The sequence below is a fragment of the Brevibacterium yomogidense genome (genome assembly GCF_900163715.1).
Classification (GTDB): Bacteria; Actinomycetota; Actinomycetes; order Actinomycetales; family Brevibacteriaceae; genus Brevibacterium; species Brevibacterium yomogidense_A.
Genome location: NZ_FWFF01000017.1, coordinates 294,068 through 319,565 on the forward strand (window position 1 = coordinate 294,068; position 25,498 = coordinate 319,565).

Sequence of the window (25,498 nt, forward strand, 5' to 3'; positions counted from 1 at the left end):
GTGGTGCAACAGCGCCTGGATGACGCTGATCCTTCAGATCCGACGGAGGTTTCGGCAGCGAGCATCGCGCGCGAGCTGGGTGTGTCCGCCGCCACTGTCTCGTACGCGCTCAACGGGAAGTCCGGGGTTTCCGACCAGATGCGGCGGCGGATCCTTAAGCTCGCCAATGCTCGGGGGCTGCGCCCCAGCGCGACCGGGTCCGCAGCCTCCGCGTTGACGCGAGTGATCGCGCTGATCGTCCCGAATCTCACCAACCCCATGTTTCCGTACTGGTCGCACGAGATCCTCGAGGTCGCGGCGGCAGAAGGGTTCGAAGTCCTCGTCGTCGCGACGGACGACGACCCTGCGCGTCTGGAAGCTGCGGCACGGACCCTGGTGAATCGGAACATCGATGGGGCGATCGTCCTTGCGTCCCATCGCGAGGACGCGACGGCGCTCCTGACGCTGCGAGAGGAGCGGATCCCCTTCACGTTCCTGTCGCGGCGTTCCGAGTACGTGTCCGCCGACTTCGTGGGGATCGACGACTACACGGCGTCGCGACAACTGGCGCAGCACGTCGTGAGTCATCAGCCGCAGCGCCCCGCAACGGTCGTCGGCCCGCGATTCAGCACTGCGTCCGCTCAACGGGAGAAGGGCATGAACGACGCACTGTCGAATGCGCGTCTGCACGTCCCGACCGAGAGGAGGATCGCCACTGACCTCTCGCGGGCCGGCGGTCACCGCGCCGCAAGGCACCTCATGGAACTTCCAGAGCGTCCGGACGCGATCTTGTGCGGGAGTGACGAGATCAGTCTGGGCGTCATGGAAGCGCTCGCCGAGGACGGGATCGAAGCAGGCCGCGACATGATCGTCACCGGGTTCGACGGGCTCCGGCACACAACGTCACCCCTCATCGGACTGACGACCGTCATCCAGCCGCTCAAGGAGATGGGCAGCGCCGCTGCCCACCAGCTCCTCCACCGTCTCCGTTCCGGCACGTACGACGAGCACCGCACGGTGATCTTTCCGCACACGCTGCACATCGGCCGCACCTGCGGCTGCCCCCGCACCACCACGCATTTCACTCGAAAGGACACCTGACATGGGTCAGCGCATCGCAGTCGTCACCGCCGGAGCCGCAGGGATCGGCCGCGCCATCGCGGACCGGCTGGTCGCAGACGGCTTCACCGTTCTGGTGACGGACGTGTCCGCCGAGGCTGTCGACGACGCCCAGCGCGCCGGACTGCACGCTGTGGTCGCCGATGCTTCCAAGCCCGAGGACGCGGCCGCCCTGGCAGATCTGGTGCGGGAGACGTTCGGCTGGCTCGATGTGCTGGTGAACAACGCGGGCGTCGCCGGCCCCACCGCCCGTGTCGAGGACATCGAGCTGACGGACTGGGAGCGGACCGTGTCCATCAACCTCACCGCCCAGTTCCTCCACGTCAAGGCGCTGCTGCCGCTGCTGCGGGAATCCGAGGCGGGTCGCATCCTCAACATGTCGTCCGCCGCTGGTGTGCTGGGTATGTTCGGCCGGTCCGTGTACTCCGCCTCGAAGTCCGCCGTCTTCGGGTTCACGAAGTCCCTGGCGATCGAACTGGGGCCGGAGGGCATCACGACGAACGCGATCTGCCCCGGCGCGGTGGGCGGCCCCCGGATCGAGGGCGTCATCGAGGCGAAGGCCGCAGTCCTGGGCTCTTCGGTGGAGGAGGTCGCCGCCGACTACCGCAACCAGAGCGCGCTCGGCGAGTTCATCGATCCCGCATCCGTCGCGGGGATGGTCAGCTTCCTGGTGGGCCCCGACGCTCGCCAGATCAACGGCCAGATGCTCTCCGTCGACGGCTTCACCCAGAAGCTCTACTGAACGGAACCCGCGGACTCCGGCTCCGAACTCCCTTCTGACCCACACCGCTCTTCGAAAGGAACCCACCATGGCGCCCAAGCGCAAGATCATCATCACCTGTGCTGTCACCGGATCGATACACACCCCCAGCATGTCCCCGCACCTGCCGGCGACCTCGGATGAGATCTCAGACGCGTCGATCCAGGCGGCGCAGGCTGGCGCATCGATCGTCCACCTGCATGCGCGCAAGCCGGAGGACGGTCGTCCCTCGCAGGATCCCGAGGACTTCGCGCCCATGATCGAGAAGATCAACGCGTCGACCGATGCAGTCATCAACCTCACTAGCGGCGGATCGCCGCACATGAGCGTCGAGGAGCGCATGCAGCCGGCGATGACGTTCGAGCCGGAACTCGCGTCCCTCAACATGGGGTCGATGAACTTCGGCCTGTTCCCCATGCTCAAGCGCTTCACGGAGTTCGAGCACCAGTGGGAGCGCGACCACTTGGAGAACAGCCGCGACCTGATCTTCAAGAACACGTACTCGGACATCGAGACGATCCTGACGCGCGGCACTGCGAACGGCACGAAGTTCGAGTTCGAGTGCTACGACACCTCGCACCTCTACAACCTCAAGCACTTCGTCGATGAGGGTCTGGCGCCGGATCGTCCGTTCGTCCAGACGGTGCTGGGGCTGCTGGGCGGAACCGGCGCATCGACGGAGAACCTCATGCACATGCGCCGCATCGCGAATGAGCTGCTGGGCTCGGATTACGAGTGGTCGGTGCTGGGGGCGGGCCGCCACCAGATGCCGCTGGGCGCGGTCGCCCTCGCATCCGGCGGCCACATCCGTGTGGGTCTCGAGGACTCGCTGTGGATCGGTCGCGGCGAGCTCGCGCAGTCGAACGCGCAGCAGGTGGAGCGCGCCGTCCAGCTCGTGGAAGCGCTGGGCATGGAGGTCGCGACGCCGGATGAGGCGCGGGAGATCCTGGGCCTCAAGGGCAAGGAGAACATCTCGATCTGAGATTCCTCGCCACGAGGGCGTGGCGACGGACTACCGATTCAGAAAGGAGGGGCCGCAATGCGGGGATGGAAGAAGCTGAGAGTCATCGCGATGGCTGCGGCGGCGAGTCTGCTGCTGTCATCGTGCGGTGCGATCGTCAGCAAGGATGACGACTACGAGGGCACCATCAACTTCAGCCTGGCGCTGGGCCCGGATTCCCACCACCACGAAGGTGGGAAGGCGTTCGCGGAGAAGCTCTCGGAGCTCACGGCCGGCCGCATCGGAGTGAAGTTCTACTACAACAACGCGCTGGGCGGTGAGCGCGAGGTCGTCGAGGGCATGTCGATCAACTCCATCCAGATGGGCATGGCGTCGACCGGCCCTATGGGCGGTTTCGTCCGCTCGTTCATGCTCTTCGACATGCCGTACCTCTTCGAGGATCTGGATCACGTCTACGGCGTGCTCGATGGAGAGATCGGCCAGGAGCTCGCGGACGAGTTCCTGGACACGACGAATGTCCGCATCCTGTCGTGGACGGAGAACGGCTTCCGGTACGAGACGAACTCGAAGCAGCCGGTCGAGACTCCGGAGGATCTGCAGGGCATCAAGCACCGGACGCAGGAGAGCACCGCGCAGATTCAGACATGGTCTGCGCTGGGTACCGACGCGATCCCCATGGCGTGGCCGGAGGTGTACACGGCCCTGCAGCAGGGAGTCATCGACAGCCAGGAGAATCCCATCGCGACGATCGCGGACGTGCGCTTCTTCGAAGTGCAGGACTACATCGCGATGACGCAGCACGTGTACTCGCCCGCTCCGATGATGATCTCCGAGAAGTACTTCCAGTCGTTCTCCGAGGCTGACCAGCAGGCCATCCTCGAGGCCGGTGAGTATGCGACCGATATCCAGCGAGAGGCCAGTGCCATTCAGGAGGACGAGGCTCTTCAGCTCATGCTCGACGAGGGTATGGAGAAGACGGAGATCGACCGCGATGCGTTCGTGGACGCGACCCGACCTGTTCTGGAGGCCTGGCAGGACGAGATCCCTCGCGATCTCATCGGTCGGGTCTTGGAGGAAGCCCCCAGCGCTCGTTCCGAGGAGGCTGACGAATGACCGCGTTCATGGAGCAGTACAGGCGAGTGGTGGACGGACTGAATCTCGCCGTCCGCTGGATTCTCGCGGCACTCATGCTCGTCATGACGGTGTTGATCGGGTGGCAGGTCATCGCCCGCTTCATCGTGGGGGAGTCCCTCACCTTCTCCGAGGAGGTGTCGCGCTTCGTCATGGTGTGGCTGGTGCTTCTGGGTGCTGCGTATGCGGCGAAGAACGGCCGTCTCATGAAGGTCGACATCGTGGAGCACATGCTGAGTGGTAAGGCGAAGTCCACCGTCATCATGGTCGCCGGTGTGCTGTCGATCGTGTTCTACCTGGTTCTCGTCGTGTTCGGGTTCTTCATCGTCAGCGCGGTTTCGTACCAGATGACACCGGCGACCGAGGTGAGCATGAGCATCCCGATGGCGGCCCTGCCGGTGGGTGGACTCCTCCTCATCATCAACACGATCCACCAGATGTTCGGTGTGGCGCTGGGTGTTGAAGAGGAATCAGAGGTCGAGGAGCTCGTGGCCGAGACGGAGGCAGAAGCAGAGATCGATGCGACACGACTGAGCGACGCCGATGACGCGGATGCGACCGATTCGAACGGTTCGCAGAAGGGCGGTGATCGCTCATGATGATCCTCATCATCTGTGCTGTCGTCCTGCTGTTCGTCGGTGCGCCGATCGCTGTCGCGATCGCAGGTTCGACGACGGTGGCCATCGGCACGTCGGGCATCTTCGGGCTGGAAGTCGTTCCCCAGCAGATGTTCATCGCGCTCAACTCGTTCCCCCTCATGGCGATCCCGTTCTTCATCCTTGCGGGCCATCTCATGCAGGTGGGCGGGATCTCCGAGCGCCTCATCGACTTCGGCAGTGCGCTCATCGGTCACCTGACCGGTGGTCTCGCCATGGCGGCGGTTCTCACGTCGATGTTCTTCGCCGCGATCTCCGGATCCGGTGCGGCGACGGTGGCGGCGATCGGATCGATCCTCATCCCAGCCATGCTGGCGCACGGCTATGGGCGAGGCTTCACCGCTGCGAACCAGGCGGTCTCCGGTGCCCTGGGTGTCATCATTCCGCCCAGCATCCCGCTCATCCTCTTCGCCGTCGCGGCTAATGAGTCCGCCGGTGACATGTTCCTCGCCGGCATTCTGCCGGGCATCATCGTGACGATGTCGCTGCTGCTCATGGCGTATTTCTACTCGCGCAAGCGCGGATACAAGGGAGTGCAGAAAGCGACGGGCAAGGAGCTGCTGATCGCGTTCCGGCGGTCGATCCTGGCACTGCTCATGCCCGTGATCGTCTTGGGCGGAATCTACGGCGGCATCTTCACGCCCACGGAGGCCGCGGTCGTCGCGGTGTTGTATGCGCTGATCGTCGGATTCGTCTACAAGCGGTTCACCCTGAAGAAGCTGGCGGATGCCTTTGCGGACTCGTCCGTCACGTCCGCGATCGTCATGATCGTCATCGCGGCGGCGGGTCTGTTCGCCTTCTACATCAATGTGCTGGGTTTCCCAGACCAGATCCTCGCCTTCATGGAGTCGATCAACCTGGGTGTCGTCGGCTTCCTCATCCTGGCCAATCTGCTGCTGCTGATCGCCGGTATGTTCATCGAGGCGGCCGCCGCGATCCTCATCTTCGTCCCGATCCTGCTGCCCATGGCAGTGGGGCTGGGCATCGATCCGGTCCACTTCGGCATGATCATGGTCGTGAACCTGTCCGTGGGGCTGGTGACGCCTCCGGTGGGCCTCAACCTGTTCGTGGCTTCGGACCTGGCGAAGATGTCGCTCTCGGCGCTGTCGAAGGCCGTCATCCCGTTCATCCTGGTGCTGCTCATCAGCATCGCGATCGTGTCCGGTGTCCCGCAGCTGTCGCTGTGGCTGCCGAACCTGATCTCCGGAGGCTGAGCAAGTGCCCGTGCTGTCCCGTGGGTGGGACTGCACGGGCACACCGCCACCGAGGCGCCGCTGCCATGGACTGGCAGCGGCGCCTTCCGCGTGCGGCCGGGTTCAGGAACCCTGGGCGGGGACGCCAGCAGTGCTGGTGCGGACGACGAGCTGTGCCGGGAACGTGCGGTGCTCGCAGTCGGAGCCGCCTTCAGTGATGCGCCGCAGCAGCATGTCCGCGCCGGCGCGCGCCATGTCACGGCTGTGCTGGCTCACGGTGGTGAGCCCGATGACCGGCCAGCCGGCCATCGCGACATCGTCGAAGCCCACGACCCAGGTGTCGTCGGGGACGCGGACGCCGTCGACGGCCAGAGCGTTGAGTGCGCCGAACGCCATGAGGTCGTTCGCGCAGAACACGGAGCGCGGCACGCCGTGGTCGGCGATGTGCGCGCGGACCGCTTGCTGGGCGGTCTCTGCTCTGTAGTCCCCGTCGACGATGGCCGGGGGCGGGGCTCCCGCTTCGGAGAGGCCCGCGAGGAACCCCTCCGCCCGGTCCTGGGCGGTGCTGGTCCCCGGACGCCCCGCGACGAAGAGCGCGGGCCCGGGCCGGTGCGCGGCAAGGTAGTGGGCGACCAGGCGGCCGCCGGCGCGGTTCTCACTGGTGACGGAGTCGAAGCCGGTGCCAGAGGGGCGGCGGTTGAGCATGACCACGGGGCGGCCGGAGGCCAGCGCTGCCTGCATGGCGGGGGAGTCGTCCTGCCAGGCGGCGATGACGACTCCGTCCACCGTCCGATCGCGCAGGGCGTGGATCGCCGCGTCCTCGTGATGGGAGGGGTCCCAGACCAGGACGCGCTGCCCGGCATCCGCGAAGACCTGCGCCAGAGACTCGAGGACCTCGACGAAGAACGGGTTGCTCAACTGGTCGATGATGATGCCGATCGTGCCCGTGCGACGGGTCTTCATCGAGGCCGCGGCCGCGTTCGGGTGGTAGTCCAGCGCGGCGATCGCGTCCTGGACCCGGGCGACGGTGGCGGCGGAGACGCGGGGCGAGCCGTTGAGGACGCGGGATACCGTCGCTTGGGACACCCCGGCGTGCTGGGCGACGTCTCTGCTCGTGACCATCACATCATCCTGTCACCTCTGCGCGGCCGTTGCGGACACGAATGTATACGTATACATTCAGCGTATCCCAGTACACCGAAATGCCCGCAGAAGGAGCTCACCATGACCGCAGTCCAGTCGACCGTGCTGAAAGCGCGCACCCAGACGGAGGTCCAGCGCAGTGCGGACCCCACAGTCCAACAGGCGGTCGCGGATGTGATCGCGGACGTCCGCGCTCGCGGCGACGAGGCGGTGCGCGAGTACTCGCTGAAGTTCGATGACTACGGGCCGGACTCGTTCCTGCTCACCGCGGAGCAGATCGAGGAGGTCATGGCGCGGGTGCCCCAGCAGGTGATCGACGACATCCGCTTCGTGCAGGACCAGGTGCGCAGGATGGCAGAGGCACAGTTGGCCTCGCTGGGCGAGTTCGAGATCGAGACGCTGCCGGGCGTGAAGCTGGGGCAGAAGAACGTGCCGATCGACGCGGTGGGCGCGTATGTGCCCGGCGGCAAGTACCCGCTGCTGGCCAGCGCGCACATGACGATCCTCACGGCCAAGGTCGCGGGCGTGCGTCGCGTCGCCGCGTGCACCCCGCTGATCCAGGGGGAGATGCCGGACGCGACGATCGTGGCGATGCATCTGGCCGGCGCAGACGAGATCTACCTGCTGGGCGGCATCCAGGCGATCGCCGCGCTGGCGGTCGGCACGGAGACGATCGCGCCAGTCTCGATGCTGGCGGGCCCCGGCAACGCGTTCGTCGCGGAGGCGAAGCGGCAGCTGTTCGGCGAGGTCGGGATCGACCTGGTTGCGGGTCCCACGGAGGTGCTCATCGTCGCGGATGAGACGGCGGACCCGTTCATCGTCGCGGTGGACCTGCTGTCGCAGGCGGAGCACGGGCCGGAGTCGCCGGCGGTGCTCATCGCCACAGATGAGGCGATGGCGCGGAAGGCGATGGAGCACGTCGAGGAGCTGCTGCCGGGGATGCCGACGCGGGATTACGCGGAGCAGTCGTGGCGGGAGTGGGGCGAGGTGCACGTCGTCCGCACGACCGAGGATGCGTTTGCCCTGGCTGACGAGCACGCGTTCGAGCACGTGCAGATTCTCACGGCAGAGCCGCGCCGGGCGCTCGATGAGATGACGCACTACGGTGCGCTATTCCTGGGGGAGGGGACCTGCGTCTCCTACGGCGACAAGTCGATCGGCACCAATCACGTGCTGCCCACGCGGGGTGCGGCGCGCTACACGGGCGGACTGTGGGTGGGGAAGTTCCTGCGCACCGTCACCTATCAGGAGGTCACGGACACGGAGTCGTCCGCGTTCTTCGGTGAGCTGACTGGGCGTGCGGCGCGGGTCGAGCGGTTCGAGGGTCATGCGCGCTCCGGCGATGTGCGGGCCGCGAAATACCGCGGGGAGGCACTCAGCTGGACCGACCACACGTTCTGACAGCAGAACGGAAGTGTGGGGCCATGATCGATGCGGATCATGGCCCCACGTTCGTCCACTCACGCTGAGAGCTCAGGCGGCTCGCGCTTGTGTGCGGTGCACTGTCACTCCCCGTGCGGAACCACCACGGCGCGAGCAGACAGCTCGCCGGCCTGCAGCTTCCGGTAGGCGTCGAGGCCGTTGTCCAGGGTGAAGCGCTCGACCTCAGGCGTGATCTGGCCGGCCCTGTACATGTCGACGACCTCGTGGAGCTCCTCGATCGTGCCCCAGTAGGTGTTCGTGATCGTTGCCTCGTAGGGGTTGGTGAAGAACGACCACTCGAAGGACCCACCGGCGATGCCGACGATCGTGCAGCGGCCCTTGACCGCCATGGATTCCATCGCGACCTTGACGGTGCCAGCGGCCCCCACGAAGTCGAAAGCCGCGTCGACGCCCTTGCCGCCGGTGATCTCGCGGATGCGGGCGACCTGATCGGGCCCGCCGGGGACGGTGATGGCGCCGGCGGCCTCGGCCTTCGCCATCGCGTCCTCCTTCATGTCCGTCGCGATGACGGTGGCGCCGGTGAGGGCCGTGAGGATCTGGACGCCCAGCTGGCCCAGCCCGCCCAGTCCGATGACCAGCGCGAAGCGTCCGCCGCCAGCCAGGTGGGGGAGCGCCAGCTTAATCGCGTGGTACGGGGTGAGGCCGGCATCCGACAGCGGTGCTGCATCGATGGGATCAGCGTCGCCCAGCGGCACGAGGTTGCGCGCGGGGACGGTCACGTACTCGGCCATGCCGCCGTCGCGGCCCAGGCCGACACCCATGTAGGGGTTGGTCGCGGCGTTCTCGCAGTAGGTGTCCTGTCCGCGCGAGCAGGCGCGGCAGTGCTGGCAGCCGATGGGGCCGTAGACCAGGTAGGCGTCGCCCTTCGTGAAGCCGTCGACGCCCTCGCCCACCTCTTCGACCCAGCCGGAGTTCTCGTGGCCCAGCACGAACGGGGGCTTCTGTGCGCCGGGAGCGCCCTCTTCGAAGTCGTCGTAGATGGCGACGTCGGAGTGGCAGGCGCCGGCTCCCGCGACCTTGAGGAGGACCTCGCCGGGTCCGGGGGTGGGCTTCTGGACGTCAGTGAGAGTGGGGAAGGTCTTGAAGTTCTCGAACACGATTGCGCGCATGGCACGTCCTTTCGACGAGAGATCCGGCGGAAGCCCGCCGTGCACCTCTCACTCTAGGAACATCGCCCCATGCGCATAAGGACATGTGATGGAGGTCTCTGTGCGTGCCGCTGGCCGGCGTTCTCGTGCCTCGCTGCGAGCCCATTCGGACCGACCCGGCCGATCACACTGCGCTGGCTGACACCGTCACGTTCGCCTCGATGCGCTGGCCGGTTGCGCGGTCGAAGGTGTGGATGCGCTCGGGGTCGGCAACGACGCGCACCGTCTCGCCCAGCGCAGGCCGATCATCGGTGCGCAGGCGCGTGATGACCCGCTCCGTGTGTGCGGAATCGACCAGGCGTCCATGGGCGTACGCCTCAGCGCCGAACTCCTCGACATGATCGATGTGCAGGAGCAGCCCGGCATCGTCGGGGGTGATGACGAGGTGCTCCGGTCGAACACCGAAGACGACGTCATCTGCGCGGGTGCCACCACGCGTGCCGCCCGGCGCCAGCCGGTCGAACTCGTCGTCCGTGATGGTGAGCAGGTTCATCGCAGGGGAGCCGATGAACCCTGCCACGAAGATGTCTGCCGGCCGATCGTAGAGCTCGCGCGGCGGGGCGACCTGATGGAGCACGCCCTCGTGGAGCACTGCCACCCGGTCTCCCAAGGTCATCGCCTCGGACTGGTCGTGGGTGACATAGACGGTCGTCGTGCCCAGACGGTTCTGCAGCTCGGCGATCTGCGCCCGCGTCTGCACCCGCAGGCGGGCATCGAGGTTCGACAGCGGCTCGTCCATGAGGAAGACGGTGGGTTCGCGCACGATCGCGCGACCCATCGCCACACGCTGCCGCTGGCCGCCGGAGAGCTGACGGGGACGGCGGTCGAGCAGCTCGGTGAGTCCCAGCTGCTCGGCGGCCCGGCGCACGCGGCGGCTGATCTCCTCACGCGGCACCTTGGCCAGCTGGAGCGCGAAGCTCATGTTCTGCTCGACGGTCTTGTGCGGGTACAGGGCGTAGGTCTGGAAGACCATCGCGACATCGCGCTCAGCCGGGTCGACCCCGGTGATGTCCTCCCCGTCGATGAGGACGGCGCCGGACGTCGGCTGCTCGAGTCCGGCCAGGATCCGCAGAGCGGTCGACTTGCCAGACCCGGAGGGTCCGACGAGCACGAGGAACTCCCCGTCGGCGATCTCCAGGTCCAGTCCTGCCAGCGCCGGCCGCTCAGCCGCAGAAGCGCTCTGTGCGCCTGTGCCCGTTGCACCTGTACTCTCAGCAGCCGTCCCGGCCACCTCCGCACCACCCCGTGCTGCACGCCGACGGCGCCGCCGCCCAGTGCCTGCGTATCGCAGCGTCACGTCCTTGAAGCTGACCGCGCCCATTCCCTGACCTCCTTCGTCGTAGCGCACTGAACCTATAGCGACCGCACGATTCATCGACAATCCCTGTGACCAGGGATGACGGTGCATGACGACGCATGACGCTGCGTAATCATTCGTGACGATCTCGCCCGTCTCATGACGCTCGTCACTGCACAGTGAGGCCCGAACAGCGCGGTCAACGAACCGCACGCAGACGCAGAACCGCACACAGACGGAGGACGACACCATGACGATCAGCAGCATCGGCACCGCCCCCGGCCGGACGCACTGGACACCCACCGCCCCGGCCGAGGAGCGCAGCCACTGGTCGCAGATCGCCCAGGACGTCGCACAGACCCTGGCCGCTGATGCCCTTGAGCGGGACCGCGCGAACGCCGTGCCCCACGCTGAGGTGCGACTGCTCAAGGACTCCGGACTCGTCACCCTCCTCGAGCCGGCAGAGCTGGGCGGGGGAGGCGGCCACTGGAGCACCGCGTTCGAGGCCGTCCGCATCATCGCCCGGGCCGACGCCTCGATCGCCCAGGTCCTCGCGTACCACTACATCAACTCGGCGAACATCGTCTTCTCCGTCGTCGACCCCGCCCAGCGCGAGCGCTGGCACCGGGCCACCATCGAGGGTCGCTGGATCTGGGGAGACTCCGTCAACCCCACAGACCCCGACCTCGTCCTCACGCCCGTCGACGGCGGCTACCGGCTCACCGGCACCAAGCGCTACTCCACGGGCTCGGCCGTGGGTGATGTGCTCGTCGTCAACGCGACGATCGCTGACGGCCCGGAGGCGGGCACCGTGCTCGCCTTCGTGCTGGAGAACGGACGGGAGGGCGTCGAGTACGTCGACGACTGGGACTTCCTCGGGCAGCGACTCTCGTCGTCGAACACCGTGAAGTACCACGACGTGCTCGTCCGACCCGAGGACGTGCTGGGCGCCCTGGGCGAGGAGCCGTTCTCCACACTCGTGACGCCGGGCATCCAGCTGTCGTTCGGCCACCTCTACCTGGGCATCGCGGAAGGCGCGCTGGCGCGAGGCCGGGAGCTCACGAACCGGCGACCGAACGCTTGGTTCCTCTCTCAGGCCCAGCAGTATCGGCACGACCCCTTCGTCCAGCGCCTCTACGGCGAGCTCAAGGCCCGCACCACGGCGGTCGCCGCGCTCGCAGAGAAGGTCGGCCAGCGATTCGACGAGGTCGTCGCATTCGGTGCCGATGTCACGACTGAGATCCGCGGAGAGCTGGCCGTCGAGATCGCTGAGCTCAAGGTCGTTTCCTCGGACGTCGCCACCGACCTCACCCACCGCATATTCGAGGCGACCGGCACCTCGTCGACCGCGTCCGGGATCGGCTTCGACCTGTACTGGCGCAACATCCGCACGCACTCCCTCCACGATCCGGTCGACTACAAGAAGCTCGAGGTCGGAGCCCACTTCCTCAACGGCGAGACCCAGCCCCTCTCGCTCTACACCTGACCACCGTCCGCACCAACACCGCCCGAGGCCCCAGCCGCCCGCGCACCGCCCGGACTCTCACACCGCCCGGGACCCATGCACCAGACCGCGAAGGACCCACCGTGCCCACGAACCAGCCCGCCCAGGATTCCCCCAGCCCGCAGAGCAGCAGCCCCGTCGACGTGTCCACCTGGGGCACGGAGACCCACACTCCGTACGCGGCCTCCGCGGATCGCTACGACCAGTTCGGCTACCGCCGGGTGGGTCGCAGCGGCCTCCTCCTGCCCCCGATCTCACTGGGCCTGTGGTGGAACTTCGGGGACACCACGCCCTTCGCGTCCCAGCGAGAGATCATCCGCCACGCCTTCGACTCCGGCATCACACACTTCGACCTGGCCAACAACTACGGCCCTCCCGCCGGCGCAGCGGAGGAGAACTTCGGCCGCGTCCTCGCCAAGGACCTCCGGCCCTACCGCGATGAGCTCATCATCTCCTCGAAGGCCGGCTGGGATCAGTGGCGCGGACCCTACGGGAACTTCGGCTCCCGGCAGTACCTGCTCGCCAGCCTCGACGAGTCCCTGGGACGCCTGGGCGTCGACCACTTCGACATCTTTTACTCCCACCGCGTGGACCCGGACACTCCCCTCGAGGAGACGATCGGTGCGCTCGACACCGCCGTCCGCTCGGGCCGCGCACGCTATGTGGGAATCTCCTCCTACTCCGCCGAGCGGACCCAGCAGGCGGCGAGCATCGCGCAGGACCTCGGCACGCCGCTGGTCATCCACCAGCCCGCCTACTCCCTCCTCAACCGCTGGGTCGAGGACGGCCTGCTCGACACGCTGACTGACACCGGGCTGGGCTCCATCGCCTTCACCCCACTGGCGCAGGGACTGCTGACCGACAAGTACCTCGGCGACCCGAAGGCACGGCCCTCCGGCGGCCGCTCCTCGCTGCTCGACCACCACCTGAGCGAGGACAACCTCGACCGCCTCCGCCGCCTCAACGCCGTTGCGCAGCGTCGCGGACAGACACTCGCGCAGCTCGCGATCGCCTGGCTGCTGCGCGAGGGCGGAGTGACTTCGGTCCTGCTCGGAGCCTCCTCGACCGCCCAGCTGGACGAGAACCTCGGTGCGCTGTCCTCGACCGCGTTCGACGACGCGGAGCTCGCGGAGATCGACGAGATCACCCAGGGCGAGTCCGGCATCAACATCTGGTCCGTGTCCTCCGACCTCTGACCCGCGCCCGAGGCCCCCATCCGGGGACTGCCCGCCCGCAGCACCCCGCCCCACCTCAGTCAGCTATCGACCCTGCCGCACCTCTGGGAGAACCATGACCCGTAAGCCGCTGATCCTCTCGGCCTTCCTCATGAACACGACGAGCCACATCATCGGCGGCGCCTGGCGCCGCCCGGAGGCCGAACAGCACCGCTTCAACGAGCTCGGTCACTGGGTGTCCCTCGTCCAGAAGCTCGAATCCGAGGGCTTCGACATCGCCTTCTTCGCGGACGTCGTCGGTCTCTACGGCAACCACGAGGGCGGCTGGGCCTCCCACGTGCGGCGCGGGTTGCAGATCCCGGCCAACGACCCGCTCGTCCTGGTCTCCGCCCTCGCCGCGGTGACGGATCGGATCGGCCTGGCGCTGACCTCGTCGGTCATCCAGGCGCATCCCTTCGCCTTCGCCCGCCAGCTGTCCACGCTCGACCACCTCTCCGGCGGCCGGGTCGGATGGAACGTGGTGACGAGTGCCTCGGCGAACGCGCACCGGAACTTCGGTGGCGAGGATCTGGCCCTCCACTCCGACCGGTACGACTGGGCGGAGGAGTACCTCGACGTCTGCTACAAGCTGTGGGAGGGCTCGTGGGACGACGACGCGCTGCTCCAGGACAAGACCCGGGACCACGAGCGCGGCACCGGCCTGCACGGCGACCCGGCCGGGGTGGCGAAGATCAACCACGTGGGCCCGCGGTACAGCGTCGAGGGGCCGCACCTGTCCTCGCCGTCGCCGCAGCGCACGCCGTACCTGTTCCAGGCGGGATCCTCGGATCGCGGACGCGAGGTCGCCGCCCGCCATGCTGAGGCCACCTTCTCGATGGCGCCCCGCCGCGACATCGCCGCCGCGCACGCCCGGGACGTCCGGGACCGTGCGGAGCGCCTGGGCCGGCGCCGAGAGGATGTGGCCTTCATCCAGGGGCTGTCCTTCGTCATCGGATCGACCGAGACCGAGGCGCGGGCCCGTGCGGCGGACCTCGACGAATCCCTCGACGTCCACGCACTCATCGCCCACACCGCCGGAAGCCTGGGCGTCGATGTCGGCCACCTGCCGATCGACACCCCGCTCGAGGAGCTCGAGCACACGGAGGGCGCCCAGGGGCACCTCTCCGAACTGCGCGCGATGGCGCCGAACGGACAGGTCACGCTCCGCGACCTCGCGCACTTCCGCGCACAGGCGACCCGCATCGTCGGGACTCCGGAGCAGATCGCCGACGAGCTCGAGGCGTGGCAGGACGCCGGGATCGACGGCGTCAACGTCATCAACGCGACGCTGCCCGGCAGCTACGACGAGTTCATCGACCACGTGCTGCCGGTGCTGCGCGAGCGCGGCCTGGCTCGCACCCCAGTGGAGCCCCAGGCAGGCAGCGACGGCCCGGCCACGCTGCGCGGCCGGCTCACGGGTGCCGACCGGCTGCCTGCGACCCACCCGGCCGCTGCCCACCGCGGCGCCTTCGCCCACCTGAGCGCGGAAGCCACTGAGACGCCCCGCGCCGAACTGCTCGCCTCCCGCAGCGCCTGAGGACCCCGCTCCTCAGCCGCCAGCCCTGACCACTCGCACCACTCTCCATTCATCGCCGACCGGCGAAGGACGCCGGCCCCACCCGAGGACACTCACATGACCAGCACGCCACCCTCCCGCACTCGCCGACTCGCCCGCACCCGTGGACGTTCCGTGCTCGCCCTGGCAGCCGTTGCCGCACTCACCCTGTCCGCGTGCGGGCAGGGCGGCTCGGGAGGCTCAGGTGGCGACGCCTTCGCCTCCGACTTTGAGGGGGAGGAGCTCAACCTCCTCATGAACGCCTCGCACGAGGGCGCTGGCGAATGGCTGTCCGAGCAGTTCAAGGAGGAGACCGGCGTGACCGTCAACGTCACGACGGTGCCGTATGACGAGATCGCCTCGCAGCTCACCCTCGACCAGCAGTCCGGCGCGAACGTCTACGACGTCTCGGCACCCTGGTACGTGTCGCTGGGCGACCTCGCGGCCGACGGCACCATCCAGCCGCTCACCGAGTACGTCGAGGCGAATGACGACATCGACGTCGACGACTTCATCCCCTCGATCTGGGAGCCGTACTCCCAGGTGGACGGGGAGACCTACGGGCTGCCGTTCGACGGCGACATCCACGCGCTCTTCTACAACACGGAGATTCTCGAGCGGAACGGTTTCGACGCGCCGCCTGAGACGTGGGACGAGTACGCGGAGCAGGTCGCGACGATCACGGAGAACGAGTCCTCGGACGGTGTCTACGGCGCCGCGGTCTTCGGCGAGCAGTCGCCCATGATCCTGGGTGCCAGCTTCGCGAACCGGCTGGCCGGCTTCGGCGGGGAGTTCCTCGACGAGAACGGCGCACCGGTGGTCAACTCCCCGGAGGCCGTCGCCTCACTCGAGGCGCTCGAGGACATCTGGGACGACGCCCTGCCCACGCCGGCGGAGACGGACTTCGGAGCCGGCAACTCCGCCTGGTTCGCCGGGAAGGTCGCCTTCATCGAGAACTGGACGGACCTGGGCGTCCGCTCGCAGGATCCGGAGTCCGGGTCCGAGGTCGTCGACAACTGGGGCGTGACCTACCTGCCGCGGGCGGAGGCCGGGGAGGACCCGCGGGCCTCGCTGGTCGCCGGGTTCAGCTGGGTCGTCACCGGCAACACGGAGAAGACGGAACTGGCCCAGCAGTTCATCGAATGGGCGGCGTCCAGCCAGGTGAACGCGGATCTGCTCACCGCGCTGCCGCCCACGGGGATCGACCCCAACCGGGTGTCCTCGCTGGAGGATGAGACCTACGGTGAGGAGTTCCCGGAGCTCCAGGAGGTCAACCGCTCCACCCTCGACGGTGCGCTCGCCTGGCCCACAGGAGAGAACGCGACCGAGGCCGCCCAGATTCTCACAGACGAGCTCGCCGCCTACCTGGCCGGCCAGCGCGGTACTGCGCAGGAGACGCTGGACGGGGTGCAGCAGGAGTGGGAGAGCCTCCTTGGCAACGGCTGATCCGGCCGTGCGCACGGACAAAGTCCTGGAGGAGGTGACGGGCGGGCCACAGCACGACGCCGGAAAGGAGTCGAGAGACTCCGGACCTGCTGGTACCGCCCCCGCCTCCGGCCGGACCACGTCCGGACGGAAGTCACGGGGCAGGACAGTGCCCGGCCGGGTGCAGCGGGCGCTCTTCGTGAGCCCCAGCGTGCTCACTTTGCTGGTGCTTGCCGCCTATCCACTCGTCTTCATTGCCTCGGCCGCCTTCACTGAGTCGAGTCTGGGCAAGCCCTTCCAGGAGTTCGTCGGGACGGCGAACGTCGAGACGGCGCTCGCCTCGGCAGGCATCCGCGGGTCGCTGCTGCTGGGGACCGGCTACGCCTTCGCAGTCGCGCTGGCCAGCACACTGCTGGGTGTCATCACGGCGGTGGCGCTCCACCGGTCCCTGCATTCCGGGCCGGTGGTGCGCACGGCGCTCCTTCTGCCGATGATTGTCCCGCCCGTGGTCGTGGGCATCCTCTTCAGCTTCGTCTTCAGTCCCTCCGGCGGGCTACTGGACACGCTCATCAGCCGGTTCACGCCCGCCTCGGGAACGTACGCGATTCTGTCGGACACGACGTGGGCGATCGTGGGCGTGGGGATCGCGGATGTCTGGGAGTGGACACCGCTGGTCGTCCTCCTCGTGTTCACCGCACTGCTGGGCCAGGACCCGGAGATCACCGAGGCCGCTCGGCTCGACGGTGCCCGCGGTGTCCGGCTGTTCGGGCACATCACCCTGCCGGCCGTCGCCGGCACGATCGCCGCGGCGTTCCTCATCCGGCTCATCCTCGCCTTCAAGGTCTTCGACCTCGTGTACGTCATGACGTCGGGAGGTCCCGGCTCGTCGACGCTGGTGCCCGCCTACCTCATCTGGCGCACAGCGCTCCAGAGCTTCGACGTGGGCATGGCCGCGACGATCACCCTGCTGCTGGCCGTCATCGTCACGGTCGTCACCCTTCCCGTGTTCCTCATCGTCAGGAGGCTGCGCCATGGCTGAACGCGCGAAGAGGTCCTGGATCGCCGAGGGCTGGGTCCTCCTGAGCATCGCCGTCGTGCTCGTGCCCCTGCTCTACCTCGTGTCCATCTCCTTCATGACACAGGCGCAGATCTCCGCCGGAATCCTCGTCCCCACGGAGCTGGCCTGGGGCAACTGGGCGAAGGCCTGGAACTCGCCGGTGCCGCAGGGCGTGGTCAACTCGCTGCTCGCGGCGGCCTCGGGAGCGGTACTCACGCTCGTGTTCGCACTACCCGGCGCGTGGGCGATCGCGCGCTTCCGCACCGGCGGCAGGGCGCTGAACGGGCTCATCCTCAGCCCGTGGCTGCTGCCGCCGGTCGTCGCGATCATTCCGCTGCTCACGCTCCTGCGGATGCTGGGCCTCACGAACACCCTCGTGGGCCTCACGATCGTCTATGCGCTCGTCAACATCCCGGTCGCGATCTGGCTGCTGGACGGTTTCATCCGCCGCATTCCGGTGGACATCGAGGAAGCCGGCCGGCTCGATGGGGCAAGGGACTTCCAACTGCTCGTCCGTGTGGTGGCCCCGATGCTGGCCCCGGCGCTCATCGCGGTGGGCGTCATCGTCGCGATCCTCAACTACAACGAGTTCCTCTTCGCCACGTTCCTCACCCAGAGCGAGGACGTGCAGACCGTCCCAGTGCTGCTGGCGGGAATGCTCAGCGAGCGGATCCAGGACTTCGGCCGGATCGCGGTGTCCTCACTGGTGGCGGTATTCCCGGTCTTCACCATTGCGGTGCTGCTCCAGCGCTACCTGGTCGACGGGCTGACGACGGGCGCGGTGAAGTGAGGGGGTCAGCAGGCACCAGCCGCTATTCGACACGTGTTGCCCGCCGACCTTCCTGATTTGATACTACTGGCAGAGTGCTAGTCGGGCGGTTTGGATCACGGTGGTGAAAGCATTGAACGATGTGGGGTCGCTTGCCGAGTGGGTTGGATCAATCGGGGGCATCTTGGCGGTGATTGCTGCGTTTGTCGCGTGGCGCGTGAGCTCGCGGTTGCTGACGGTTGAGCAAAAACGTGATGAAGATAGGAAGAAGGCAGATGACGATAGGAAGAAGGCAATTGAGCGCGAGCAGGCAGAACTTGTCTTCGTGCTCGGGGCGAGGCTGACTCAACGCGGGAAGGAAGAGGAATGGGCCATCTTCCTGTACAACGGCTCGACCAAGCCAATTTACAATGTCAAGGTCGATAGCCAGCGATTGAACGGCAGTTCCGAGAACCCGTCTCTTGAGCTAGGAGCGCTTCCTCCCGGTAGGTTCGTTGTGCCAAGCCACCCCGAGTACGGCTGGGGAGCCCTCATTGATCTTGACCGGTCGAACGAGGCCGCAGACTTCCTTGTTAAGGGCAAAGGTCAGACGATGATTACAGAAGTTGCGTTCGCAGATTCAGCTGGGAAGAAGTGGTGCCTCAGCGGCGGCACGAAACTGGAGGAGAAGAACACCTCGCCCCAGGGGTGAGTCAGGTGCGCCGGCGCCTGTTGGCAACAGCCTGACGAACGCGTCCACGCAGACGTTCGGAGGGCATGAAATCTCTCGCTCACAACTGCTGCCACCCGCGCTAATGTGAGCACCAGTGTCGACGTGCGATCTCGCACGCGCGTTTCCTCAGGGGAAGGACGTCATGCGCATCATTCTCAGCCACGGAGTCGGGCACGCGGCGGCCCCGAACGCCGCATCCCACCCGGATCAGACCGCACTCTCCTCGTCCGCCTTCCTCGCCCTGCTCCGCACACGGCTCGGCCTCACCGGACCTGACGCCGGCAGTCCCCAACGCACCGCGCAGTACCGCGCACTCATGGCCACTGTGGGGCACCCCTGGTACCGCGACTCCTTCGCCCTGGACCCGTGGAACACCGCCCGCACGGTCCTGAACCTGCGCGACGACGCGATCGCCGCAGGCTGGCCCCACGACCCTCATGCCGCGCCAACAGAAGGTGCCGCCGCGCAGCCGCGGCTCGCGGCACTCGCGGCGGTCGAAGAGCTCGTGGTGGTCGGGTCCCCGCGCCAGACCCGCGCCACGCTGGCTCCCGGCCCGGCGGACCATCTCCGCGATGTCCTCGACCACCTCCGCCGCCTAGTCGACGGTGGACACGCCTCGTCCTGGCCGCTGGGGATCGAACGCGTCGACGTCGCCGATGCCCGCGGCGACCTTCCCTCGCTCTGGCGCACGCTCCTGGACCTGCTCGCCGACTGCGGCGTCGACATCGCCTGGACGGAGGAGGCACCCCTCGCGCTCGCTGACCTGACCGTTTCCCGCGGACGGGACGAGTGGTCGACGGCCGAATCCGCCGCACGCTTCCTCGCGACCGCGCCGGACCCCAGCGCCGTCGTCATCATCGCCGGCGACGACACCGCTGTCCTCGACCAGCAGCTCCGCCGCCGAGGCCTCCCCACTGTGGGCGCCACTCCCACCACCGCTGCCGACCCCGCCGCGCAGCTGCTCCCGCTGTTCCTCACCGCGCTCATCCCGCCGCTGGACGTCCACCGCATCGCAGAGCTCCTCGCGCTCCGCATCACCACCGACGCCGAGGCCGAGGCTGGCACCCAGCCCACCGCCACCCGGTCAGTGGGCCTCGTCCCATCCGCGGCGCGAAATGCGCTCCTCCAGGCACTCGGCCAGGAGGCGGGGATCTCCAGCGACCCGGAGTCCGCATGGATGCGCGCCCTCGAGGACCTGCGGACCGCTGCCGAGGCTCCGCTCGCCACCGAACCGACAGAGACTGAGCCTCCTGCAGTCGCAGCCACCGCCCCAGATCCCCGCGCCCAGTCCGCCTGGGCCATCGCCCAGACGCTCGACGAGTTCCTCCGCACGGACCCGGTGCGCGTCACCGACGCGGGAGTGCACCTCGACCGGCTCATCACCGCCGTCGACTGGCTGGGCGATCGCCTGCGCCGGCTGGGCGGCGCCCGGCCTTCGCGCTACCTCACGGCGGCGGCCGCGCACGTGTCCTCGTTCCTCCAGACCATCGACCTGGTCGGCACCGACACACTCGTGGTGCGCGAGCTCGACGACATCGTCGAAGCCTGCGCCCCTGCCGCGACGGCAGCCGCCGCCCCCGCCGAGGCCGCCCCCTGGACGGTCGTCACCGCACCCTCGCAGGTGCCAGTTGGAGCAGACACGGTTCTGTGGTGGTCGGCGCACAACAACGGGGCATCCGCACGGGAGCTCTGGGATCCCCACGAGATCGCAGCCCTGTCGGCCACCGGTGCCACCGTGACGCCCGCCGCGCAGCACGAGCGCCTCGCACAGGCAGCGGCCTTGCGCGGTCTGTCCCGCGCCACGCACGTCTGTGCATTCCATGCCGAGACCGTCGGCGGCCAGGAGCGCCACCTCCACCCCGCCCTTGTGCACCTGGCCGGTCGCTTCGCACAGACCCGCACCGACCTCTTCGGCGAGACCGCCCGGGCTGTCCACGACGTGCTCTCCTCACCCGCGCTCGCCCACCCGATCCCGACCCAGACGCAGGGCCAGACGTGGTCGCTGCGGGACCGGAGCCTGGACGTTGCTGTCGTCCCGCAGCAGATCCCGGCTCCGCCCACTCGCGTCTCTCGCTCACTGAGCGGGGACTTCACGCACCTGCTGCCGGAGCGCCTCTCGTTCACGCAGATCGACCGGCTGCTCCGCGACCCGCTGAGCTGGACGCTGCGGTACGGGCTGAATCTCTCCGCCGGACTCGGCGCGCTGGTACCCACCGACAACCGGATGCTGGGCCTGCTGGTCCACGCGGTCGTCGAACACCTCGTGGTCTCCGGTGCCGCAGACGACGGCGCGGTCCCCACCCGGTCGGACGTCCAGGAGGTATTCGATCGCTTCGTCCCCCGCTTCGCATCCGAACTCCTGCTGCCGGGCTCGCGCGCCCGGCTTGAGTCCGTCCGCACGACGACGCTGGACTCGCTCACGGAGCTGTTCCGCACGCTCGCCGATCGCGGCCTGCACGTCACCGGCGCCGAGTCGGAGTTCCGCTCAGAGATCACCCTCGACATCGCCGGCGTCCCACGGACGATCGAGCTCACGGGCTTCCGGGATCTGGACGCGCAGCTGACTGATGGCCGCCCCGCCGTCATCGACCTCAAGTGGACCTATTCACCGCGCACGTACCGGGAGGCTGTGAACGAGGGAGAGGCCGTCCAGCTGAGCATCTACAGTCAGGCCCTCGACCGGCCGGACACCGCGCCGCTCACCGCGTACTACATGCTCAAGCAGGCAGTGTTCGTCTCTGCGGACCAGGAGCTGGACCGCGAATCGCGCGCCCCCGGCGACCCCGCGCACCTCTGGCCGCGCATCCGGAAGTCGGTCGCGCACACGCTCACGCACATCTCCCAGGGCACGTTCGACGCACCGGCTGCGGACACATACCTCGCGACGGACACGGGCGTGGGACACGAGAAGAAGCCCTTCAACAAGGCACTCGCCGCCCTGCGCGACGCGGCTCAGGTTGATGGCCGGCTGCTCATCCAGGAGAGGCAGCAGTACAGCGACTTCACGAGACTCTACGGACTGCTGGGGGACTACTCATGACCGTCACGATCATCACGGCCTCGGCGGGCTCCGGGAAGACCCACCGTCTCACCGAGGAACTCTCACGCCGCCTGTATGCCACAGCCCAGACGCCGCTGCGCGCGAACCAGATCATCGCGACGACCTTCACAGTCCGGGCCGCAGCCGACCTCGTCGAGAAGACCCAGCAGCGCCTCCTGGACGACGGGAACATCGTCGCCGCCGAGGAGATCCGCACCGCCCTCATCGGCACCGTCAACTCGGTGGCCGGTCGCATCGTCACTGACTACGCGATCGACGCGGGCTTCTCGCCGCAGGTGCGCGTGCTCGACGAGGAGGAGCAGCAGAGGGTGTTCCGCACGGCCGCGGACCATGTCATCGCCCAGGCCGAGGTCACCCACCGCGACCTCCTGCTGCGCACCGGCCACAACGGAGACGCCGGGGGAGGCCCGGCATGGGGCGGCCCGATTGCGTGGGCGGACCTCGTCAACGACATCGTGACGGCCGCACGCACGAACCACCTGGATGCGGAGGACCTGCGAACCTCCGCCGAGGCCTCAGTGCGGGAGTTTCTCCGCCTCGTCCCCGCGACCGGCAGCGACGACCGCAGCCGGTGGCGCGACCTGCTGGTCGAGGACGTGGACGTGCTGCGACACGCACTGCGGATGCTGGACGGGGACGCGGGTACGGATTCTCCCGGAGAGCGCATCGAGACCCGCGCGCAGACCGTGACCATCGGTCGCAGCCGCGGCAATGTGGAAGGCAGCATCCTCACGCTGGACGCCTTCGTGCGGAAGCTGGGCGGGGCCTCGGGCACGGCGGAGGACCTGGCAGCGGTGCCGTGGGACGACTGGGCGAGGATCGCCCGCGGGGAGTTCGCCGCGGCCGGTGGCGGCAAGGCTCCCGGCACGGTGCCGAAGGCGGTGCTCGCAGACTCCAGCGGCGCATCCGTGACGCACGGACTGCTGGCGAACCCCGCTTTCCAGGACGATGTCGTGGGCCTCATCCGGCTGGTGTTCGACACGGCGGTGCAGACGCTGGACGCCTACCGGGACTTCAAGGAGCAGCTGGGCGTCATGGACTTCGTCGACCAGGAGGTCCGGGCGCTGGACCTGCTGCGGACGGATGCGCGGGTGCGGGATTCCGTCGCGGCCCGGTACCGGCTGCTGGCCGTCGACGAGTTCCAGGACACCTCGCCGCTCCAGCTGGCACTCTTCATGGAGCTGGCCCAGCTGGTCGACGACGTCATCTGGGTGGGCGACCGGAAGCAGGCGATCTACAGCTTCCGCGGCGCGGACCCACAGCTCATGGACGACGTCTTCGACGCGATGCTCGCAGGCACGGACACGCTGGCTCCGGCGCAGACGGACACCCTGGGATTCTCGTGGCGGTCCTCGCTGCCCCCGCTGGAACTGAGCAACACGGTGTTCCGCTCCGTGTTCGCGGATCAGCCGGAGGACCAGGTCGTCCTGTCCATACCGCCGCAGCGTGAGCACCTGCGGAATGAGGGCAGTCGCGAGCTGTGGGTGGCCGACAGCGCCAAGGGCGGTAGCCCTCAGGCCGGCTCCCGGTTGGCGGTCACGATCGCGCAGGGGATCGTCGATCTCCTGGAACGGGAGCCGCAGGTGCCCGCGATGGGCGGCGGGCACCGGACGGTGGTGCCCGGCGACATCGCCGTCCTCGTCCGGTCGAACACTGAGGTCACGCGGGTCGTGAGCGAGCTCCGGGACCGCGGAGTGCCCGCCACAGGTGCCGCTGTGCCGCTGCTGGAGACGCGCGAGGGACAGCTGGTCCGGGCGGGGCTGGCGGCCGTCGTGGACCCGGCGGACACGGTGTCCCTCGCCGAGCTCGTCACCCTGCTGCCGGATCACGCCGCGCACACCTCGTGGTTCGAGGACGCCGCACGGATCGTCGACGTGGAGCAGCGGCGAGCACACTCCCGGACGTGGTGGGAGGACGAGACTCTGCGAGCGCTGGCGGATCTGCGCGGGCGGGTCTCCGACCTGGCGCCTGCGCAGCTGCTGCTCGAGGTGATCGATGCTCTGGACCTGCCCCAGCGGATCAAGGGGTGGACCGCGCCCGAGGCCCGACTCGCCACCCTGGACGGGCTGCGGCAGCTGGCAGTCGAGTACGAGGAGCGCGCCCGGTCGACGCGCACCCCGATGAGCGCAATGGGGATGCTCGCTCACATCGTCGACGAGGCCAGCACGAGCACTGGCGCGCAACCGCACGACGAGGTCATGGTCCTGACGCTGCACGGATCGAAGGGCCTCCAGTGGCCGGTTGTCGTGACCGGCATCCCGCAGGCGAAGGACCGGAGGCACCGGGCCGTGAGCGTGCAGAAGGCAGAGGACTTCCGGGTGGAGGAGCCGCTGGCGGGCCGGACCATCAGCTTCCTGCCGCACGTGCTCGCGTCCTTCCCCGCGATGCAGGAGGCCTGGCAGGGCAGTCGCGTGGTGGCCGCGGGGACTGAGGTCGAGAAGCGGGAGACGGCCCGACTGCTGTACGTGGGTCTCACGCGGGCCCGGTTCCACGGGATCATCGCGGCATCCAGCCCTGATGGACAGGGCAACGCGCTCAACGATGCGGTCGTTGGCGACGTCCCGGTCATCGAATGGGACGAGCCAGCTGAGGACGGGCCTGGCATCGTGCGCGTGCACGACCTGCGACGGAGTGAGGACGGGTCAGCCTTCACTGACCTGCCCATCACGATCCGGAACTACGCGACCGCTGGGGATACTGGCGCGTGGGATCGGGAGGTGCCTCGGTCGTTCTTCGCGCGGACCGACGTGCCGATACGCAGGCCGCAGGACGGCGACGAACGCGTGCCCGCGCGGTTCACGGCCAGCAGCGCGGTCTCAGACGGCATCGATGCGGAGATCCGGGTCGTCGCGACGCTGGGGGAGCCGCTCATCGCACGCGGGGGCGTTGACTGGGACGTCGTGGGCGATGCAGTGCACGCGTACTTGGCGATCCCACATCAAGCGATGCCGGAGTCGATGGCGCGGGAGGCCGCGATCCGGATCATCGACCGCTGGGGCGTGGGCGATGTGGTGCAGCCAGACGTGCTGTGCGAAGCGGGCGCGCGCTGGGCGCGGTGGGTGGAGGAGACGTATCCCGGTTCTCAGCTCCTGACGGAGCAACCGATCGCCTGGCGCAACGAGCACCACCAGGTCATGGACGGCTGGATCGATACGCGGATCCTGTTGGCGGGTGGCGGTCACGTCCTGGTCGACCACAAGTCGTACCCGGGAACAGATCCGCTGGGACATGTGCGGAAGAACTACGTGGGGCAGCTGGCCGTGTACGCCGCTGCGCTCGAAGCGACGACGGAGGAGGCGCCGCAAGAAGTACTGGTACACCTGCCGCTGCGAGGCGAGGTGATGTCGGTGACACTGTGGTAGCTGAACTAA

19 protein-coding genes are annotated in these 25,498 nt (G+C 68.1%); 16 read left to right on the forward strand and 3 right to left on the reverse strand.

The annotated features are described in order from the left end of the window. The first annotated feature begins 3 nt into the window (after positions 1–3). From FM105_RS10355 to FM105_RS10380, 6 genes are all read left to right on the forward strand, one after another. Complete coding sequence (locus FM105_RS10355; protein WP_143275869.1) at positions 4–1,080, forward strand: LacI family DNA-binding transcriptional regulator; 1,077 nt, start codon at positions 4–6, stop codon at positions 1,078–1,080. A gap of 1 nt (position 1,081) precedes the next feature. Further along, positions 1,082–1,840: an SDR family oxidoreductase gene (locus FM105_RS10360; protein ID WP_087007922.1), complete on the forward strand. Its 759-nt coding sequence runs from the start codon at positions 1,082–1,084 to the stop codon at positions 1,838–1,840. A 67-nt stretch (positions 1,841–1,907) separates the two neighbouring features. Then, positions 1,908–2,840: a 3-keto-5-aminohexanoate cleavage protein gene (locus FM105_RS10365; protein ID WP_087007924.1), complete on the forward strand. Its 933-nt coding sequence runs from the start codon at positions 1,908–1,910 to the stop codon at positions 2,838–2,840. Between the two features lie 57 nt (positions 2,841–2,897). Next, positions 2,898–3,932 (forward strand): TRAP transporter substrate-binding protein DctP, encoded by a 1,035-nt coding sequence (gene dctP / locus FM105_RS10370; protein WP_087007926.1) that lies wholly within the window; start codon positions 2,898–2,900, stop codon positions 3,930–3,932. Beyond that, positions 3,929–4,549: a TRAP transporter small permease gene (locus tag FM105_RS10375; RefSeq protein ID WP_087007927.1), complete on the forward strand. Its 621-nt coding sequence runs from the start codon at positions 3,929–3,931 to the stop codon at positions 4,547–4,549. The genes dctP and FM105_RS10375 overlap by 4 nt, the downstream gene beginning before the upstream one ends. Next, positions 4,546–5,820, forward strand: coding sequence for a TRAP transporter large permease (locus tag FM105_RS10380; RefSeq protein ID WP_087007929.1), 1,275 nt, complete (start codon positions 4,546–4,548; stop codon positions 5,818–5,820). The genes FM105_RS10375 and FM105_RS10380 overlap by 4 nt, the downstream gene beginning before the upstream one ends. A gap of 102 nt (positions 5,821–5,922) precedes the next feature. Here the strand turns inward: FM105_RS10380 and FM105_RS10385 are convergent, their stop codons facing one another. Further along, positions 5,923–6,921, reverse strand: a complete 999-nt coding sequence (locus FM105_RS10385) for a LacI family DNA-binding transcriptional regulator (protein ID WP_087007931.1) — start codon at positions 6,919–6,921, stop codon at positions 5,923–5,925. 102 nt (positions 6,922–7,023) lie between these two features. Between FM105_RS10385 and hisD the strand changes: the two genes are divergently transcribed. Further along, the gene (gene hisD, locus FM105_RS10390; RefSeq protein ID WP_087007933.1) at positions 7,024–8,343 is read left to right on the forward strand and encodes a histidinol dehydrogenase; all 1,320 of its coding nucleotides are present in this window, start codon (positions 7,024–7,026) and stop codon (positions 8,341–8,343) included. Positions 8,344–8,447: 104 nt separating this feature from the next. On the opposite strand, the gene FM105_RS10395 is transcribed toward hisD, so the two are convergent. Both FM105_RS10395 and FM105_RS10400 read right to left on the reverse strand, forming a co-directional pair. Further along, positions 8,448–9,494 carry an NAD(P)-dependent alcohol dehydrogenase gene (locus FM105_RS10395; RefSeq protein WP_087007935.1) on the reverse strand — a complete coding sequence of 349 codons (1,047 nt, stop codon included), beginning with the start codon at positions 9,492–9,494 and terminating at the stop codon, positions 8,448–8,450. Positions 9,495–9,657: 163 nt separating this feature from the next. Further along, the gene (locus FM105_RS10400) at positions 9,658–10,854 is read right to left on the reverse strand and encodes an ABC transporter ATP-binding protein (RefSeq protein ID WP_256970336.1); all 1,197 of its coding nucleotides are present in this window, start codon (positions 10,852–10,854) and stop codon (positions 9,658–9,660) included. Between the two features lie 226 nt (positions 10,855–11,080). On the opposite strand from FM105_RS10400, the gene FM105_RS10405 reads away from it, so the two are divergent. The 9 genes from FM105_RS10405 (at position 11,081) to FM105_RS10445 (ending at position 25,489) form a co-directional block, all read left to right on the forward strand. Continuing rightward, positions 11,081–12,316 carry an acyl-CoA dehydrogenase family protein gene (locus FM105_RS10405; protein WP_087007937.1) on the forward strand — a complete coding sequence of 412 codons (1,236 nt, stop codon included), beginning with the start codon at positions 11,081–11,083 and terminating at the stop codon, positions 12,314–12,316. A gap of 161 nt (positions 12,317–12,477) precedes the next feature. After that, a complete protein-coding gene (locus tag FM105_RS10410; RefSeq protein WP_087008401.1) occupies positions 12,478–13,530 on the forward strand; it encodes an aldo/keto reductase in 1,053 nt (350 codons plus the stop codon). 94 nt (positions 13,531–13,624) lie between these two features. Further along, a complete protein-coding gene (locus tag FM105_RS10415) occupies positions 13,625–15,085 on the forward strand; it encodes an NtaA/DmoA family FMN-dependent monooxygenase (RefSeq protein ID WP_087007939.1) in 1,461 nt (486 codons plus the stop codon). 96 nt (positions 15,086–15,181) lie between these two features. Continuing rightward, positions 15,182–16,549, forward strand: coding sequence for an ABC transporter substrate-binding protein (locus FM105_RS10420; protein ID WP_087007941.1), 1,368 nt, complete (start codon positions 15,182–15,184; stop codon positions 16,547–16,549). Continuing rightward, positions 16,536–17,567, forward strand: coding sequence for a carbohydrate ABC transporter permease (locus FM105_RS10425; protein ID WP_256970337.1), 1,032 nt, complete (start codon positions 16,536–16,538; stop codon positions 17,565–17,567). The genes FM105_RS10420 and FM105_RS10425 overlap by 14 nt, the downstream gene beginning before the upstream one ends. Then, entirely contained in the window at positions 17,560–18,375 is an 816-nt protein-coding gene (locus tag FM105_RS10430) for a carbohydrate ABC transporter permease (protein ID WP_087007945.1), read from the forward strand. The genes FM105_RS10425 and FM105_RS10430 overlap by 8 nt, the downstream gene beginning before the upstream one ends. A gap of 103 nt (positions 18,376–18,478) precedes the next feature. Continuing rightward, positions 18,479–19,045: a hypothetical protein gene (locus FM105_RS10435; RefSeq protein WP_143275870.1), complete on the forward strand. Its 567-nt coding sequence runs from the start codon at positions 18,479–18,481 to the stop codon at positions 19,043–19,045. Between the two features lie 163 nt (positions 19,046–19,208). Next, on the forward strand, positions 19,209–22,106 hold the full coding sequence (locus FM105_RS15015) for a PD-(D/E)XK nuclease family protein (RefSeq protein ID WP_087007948.1): 2,898 nt from the start codon (positions 19,209–19,211) through the stop codon (positions 22,104–22,106). Continuing rightward, positions 22,103–25,489, forward strand: coding sequence for a UvrD-helicase domain-containing protein (locus FM105_RS10445; protein ID WP_087007950.1), 3,387 nt, complete (start codon positions 22,103–22,105; stop codon positions 25,487–25,489). Before FM105_RS15015 ends, FM105_RS10445 begins: the two co-directional genes overlap by 4 nt. Positions 25,490–25,498 lie beyond the last annotated feature (9 nt).

Excerpts from the sequence above, each read along its gene's own strand:
- FM105_RS10415 (WP_087007939.1), top strand. The coding sequence starts at position 13,625 with ATGACCCGTAAGCCGCTGATCCTCTCGGCCTTCCTCATGAACACGACG.
- FM105_RS15015 (WP_087007948.1), top strand. The coding sequence starts at position 19,209 with ATGCGCATCATTCTCAGCCACGGAGTCGGGCACGCGGCGGCCCCGAAC.
- FM105_RS10360 (WP_087007922.1), top strand. The coding sequence starts at position 1,082 with ATGGGTCAGCGCATCGCAGTCGTCACCGCCGGAGCCGCAGGGATCGGC.
- FM105_RS10420 (WP_087007941.1), top strand. The coding sequence starts at position 15,182 with ATGACCAGCACGCCACCCTCCCGCACTCGCCGACTCGCCCGCACCCGT.
- FM105_RS10445 (WP_087007950.1), top strand. The coding sequence starts at position 22,103 with ATGACCGTCACGATCATCACGGCCTCGGCGGGCTCCGGGAAGACCCAC.
- FM105_RS10380 (WP_087007929.1), top strand. The coding sequence starts at position 4,546 with ATGATGATCCTCATCATCTGTGCTGTCGTCCTGCTGTTCGTCGGTGCG.
- FM105_RS10405 (WP_087007937.1), top strand. The coding sequence starts at position 11,081 with ATGACGATCAGCAGCATCGGCACCGCCCCCGGCCGGACGCACTGGACA.
- FM105_RS10375 (WP_087007927.1), top strand. The coding sequence starts at position 3,929 with ATGACCGCGTTCATGGAGCAGTACAGGCGAGTGGTGGACGGACTGAAT.
- FM105_RS10365 (WP_087007924.1), top strand. The coding sequence starts at position 1,908 with ATGGCGCCCAAGCGCAAGATCATCATCACCTGTGCTGTCACCGGATCG.
- FM105_RS10395 (WP_087007935.1), bottom strand. The coding sequence starts at position 9,494 with ATGCGCGCAATCGTGTTCGAGAACTTCAAGACCTTCCCCACTCTCACT.
- FM105_RS10400 (WP_256970336.1), bottom strand. The coding sequence starts at position 10,854 with ATGGGCGCGGTCAGCTTCAAGGACGTGACGCTGCGATACGCAGGCACT.
- FM105_RS10385 (WP_087007931.1), bottom strand. The coding sequence starts at position 6,921 with ATGGTCACGAGCAGAGACGTCGCCCAGCACGCCGGGGTGTCCCAAGCG.
- dctP (WP_087007926.1), top strand. The coding sequence starts at position 2,898 with ATGCGGGGATGGAAGAAGCTGAGAGTCATCGCGATGGCTGCGGCGGCG.
- hisD (WP_087007933.1), top strand. The coding sequence starts at position 7,024 with ATGACCGCAGTCCAGTCGACCGTGCTGAAAGCGCGCACCCAGACGGAG.
- FM105_RS10430 (WP_087007945.1), top strand. The coding sequence starts at position 17,560 with ATGGCTGAACGCGCGAAGAGGTCCTGGATCGCCGAGGGCTGGGTCCTC.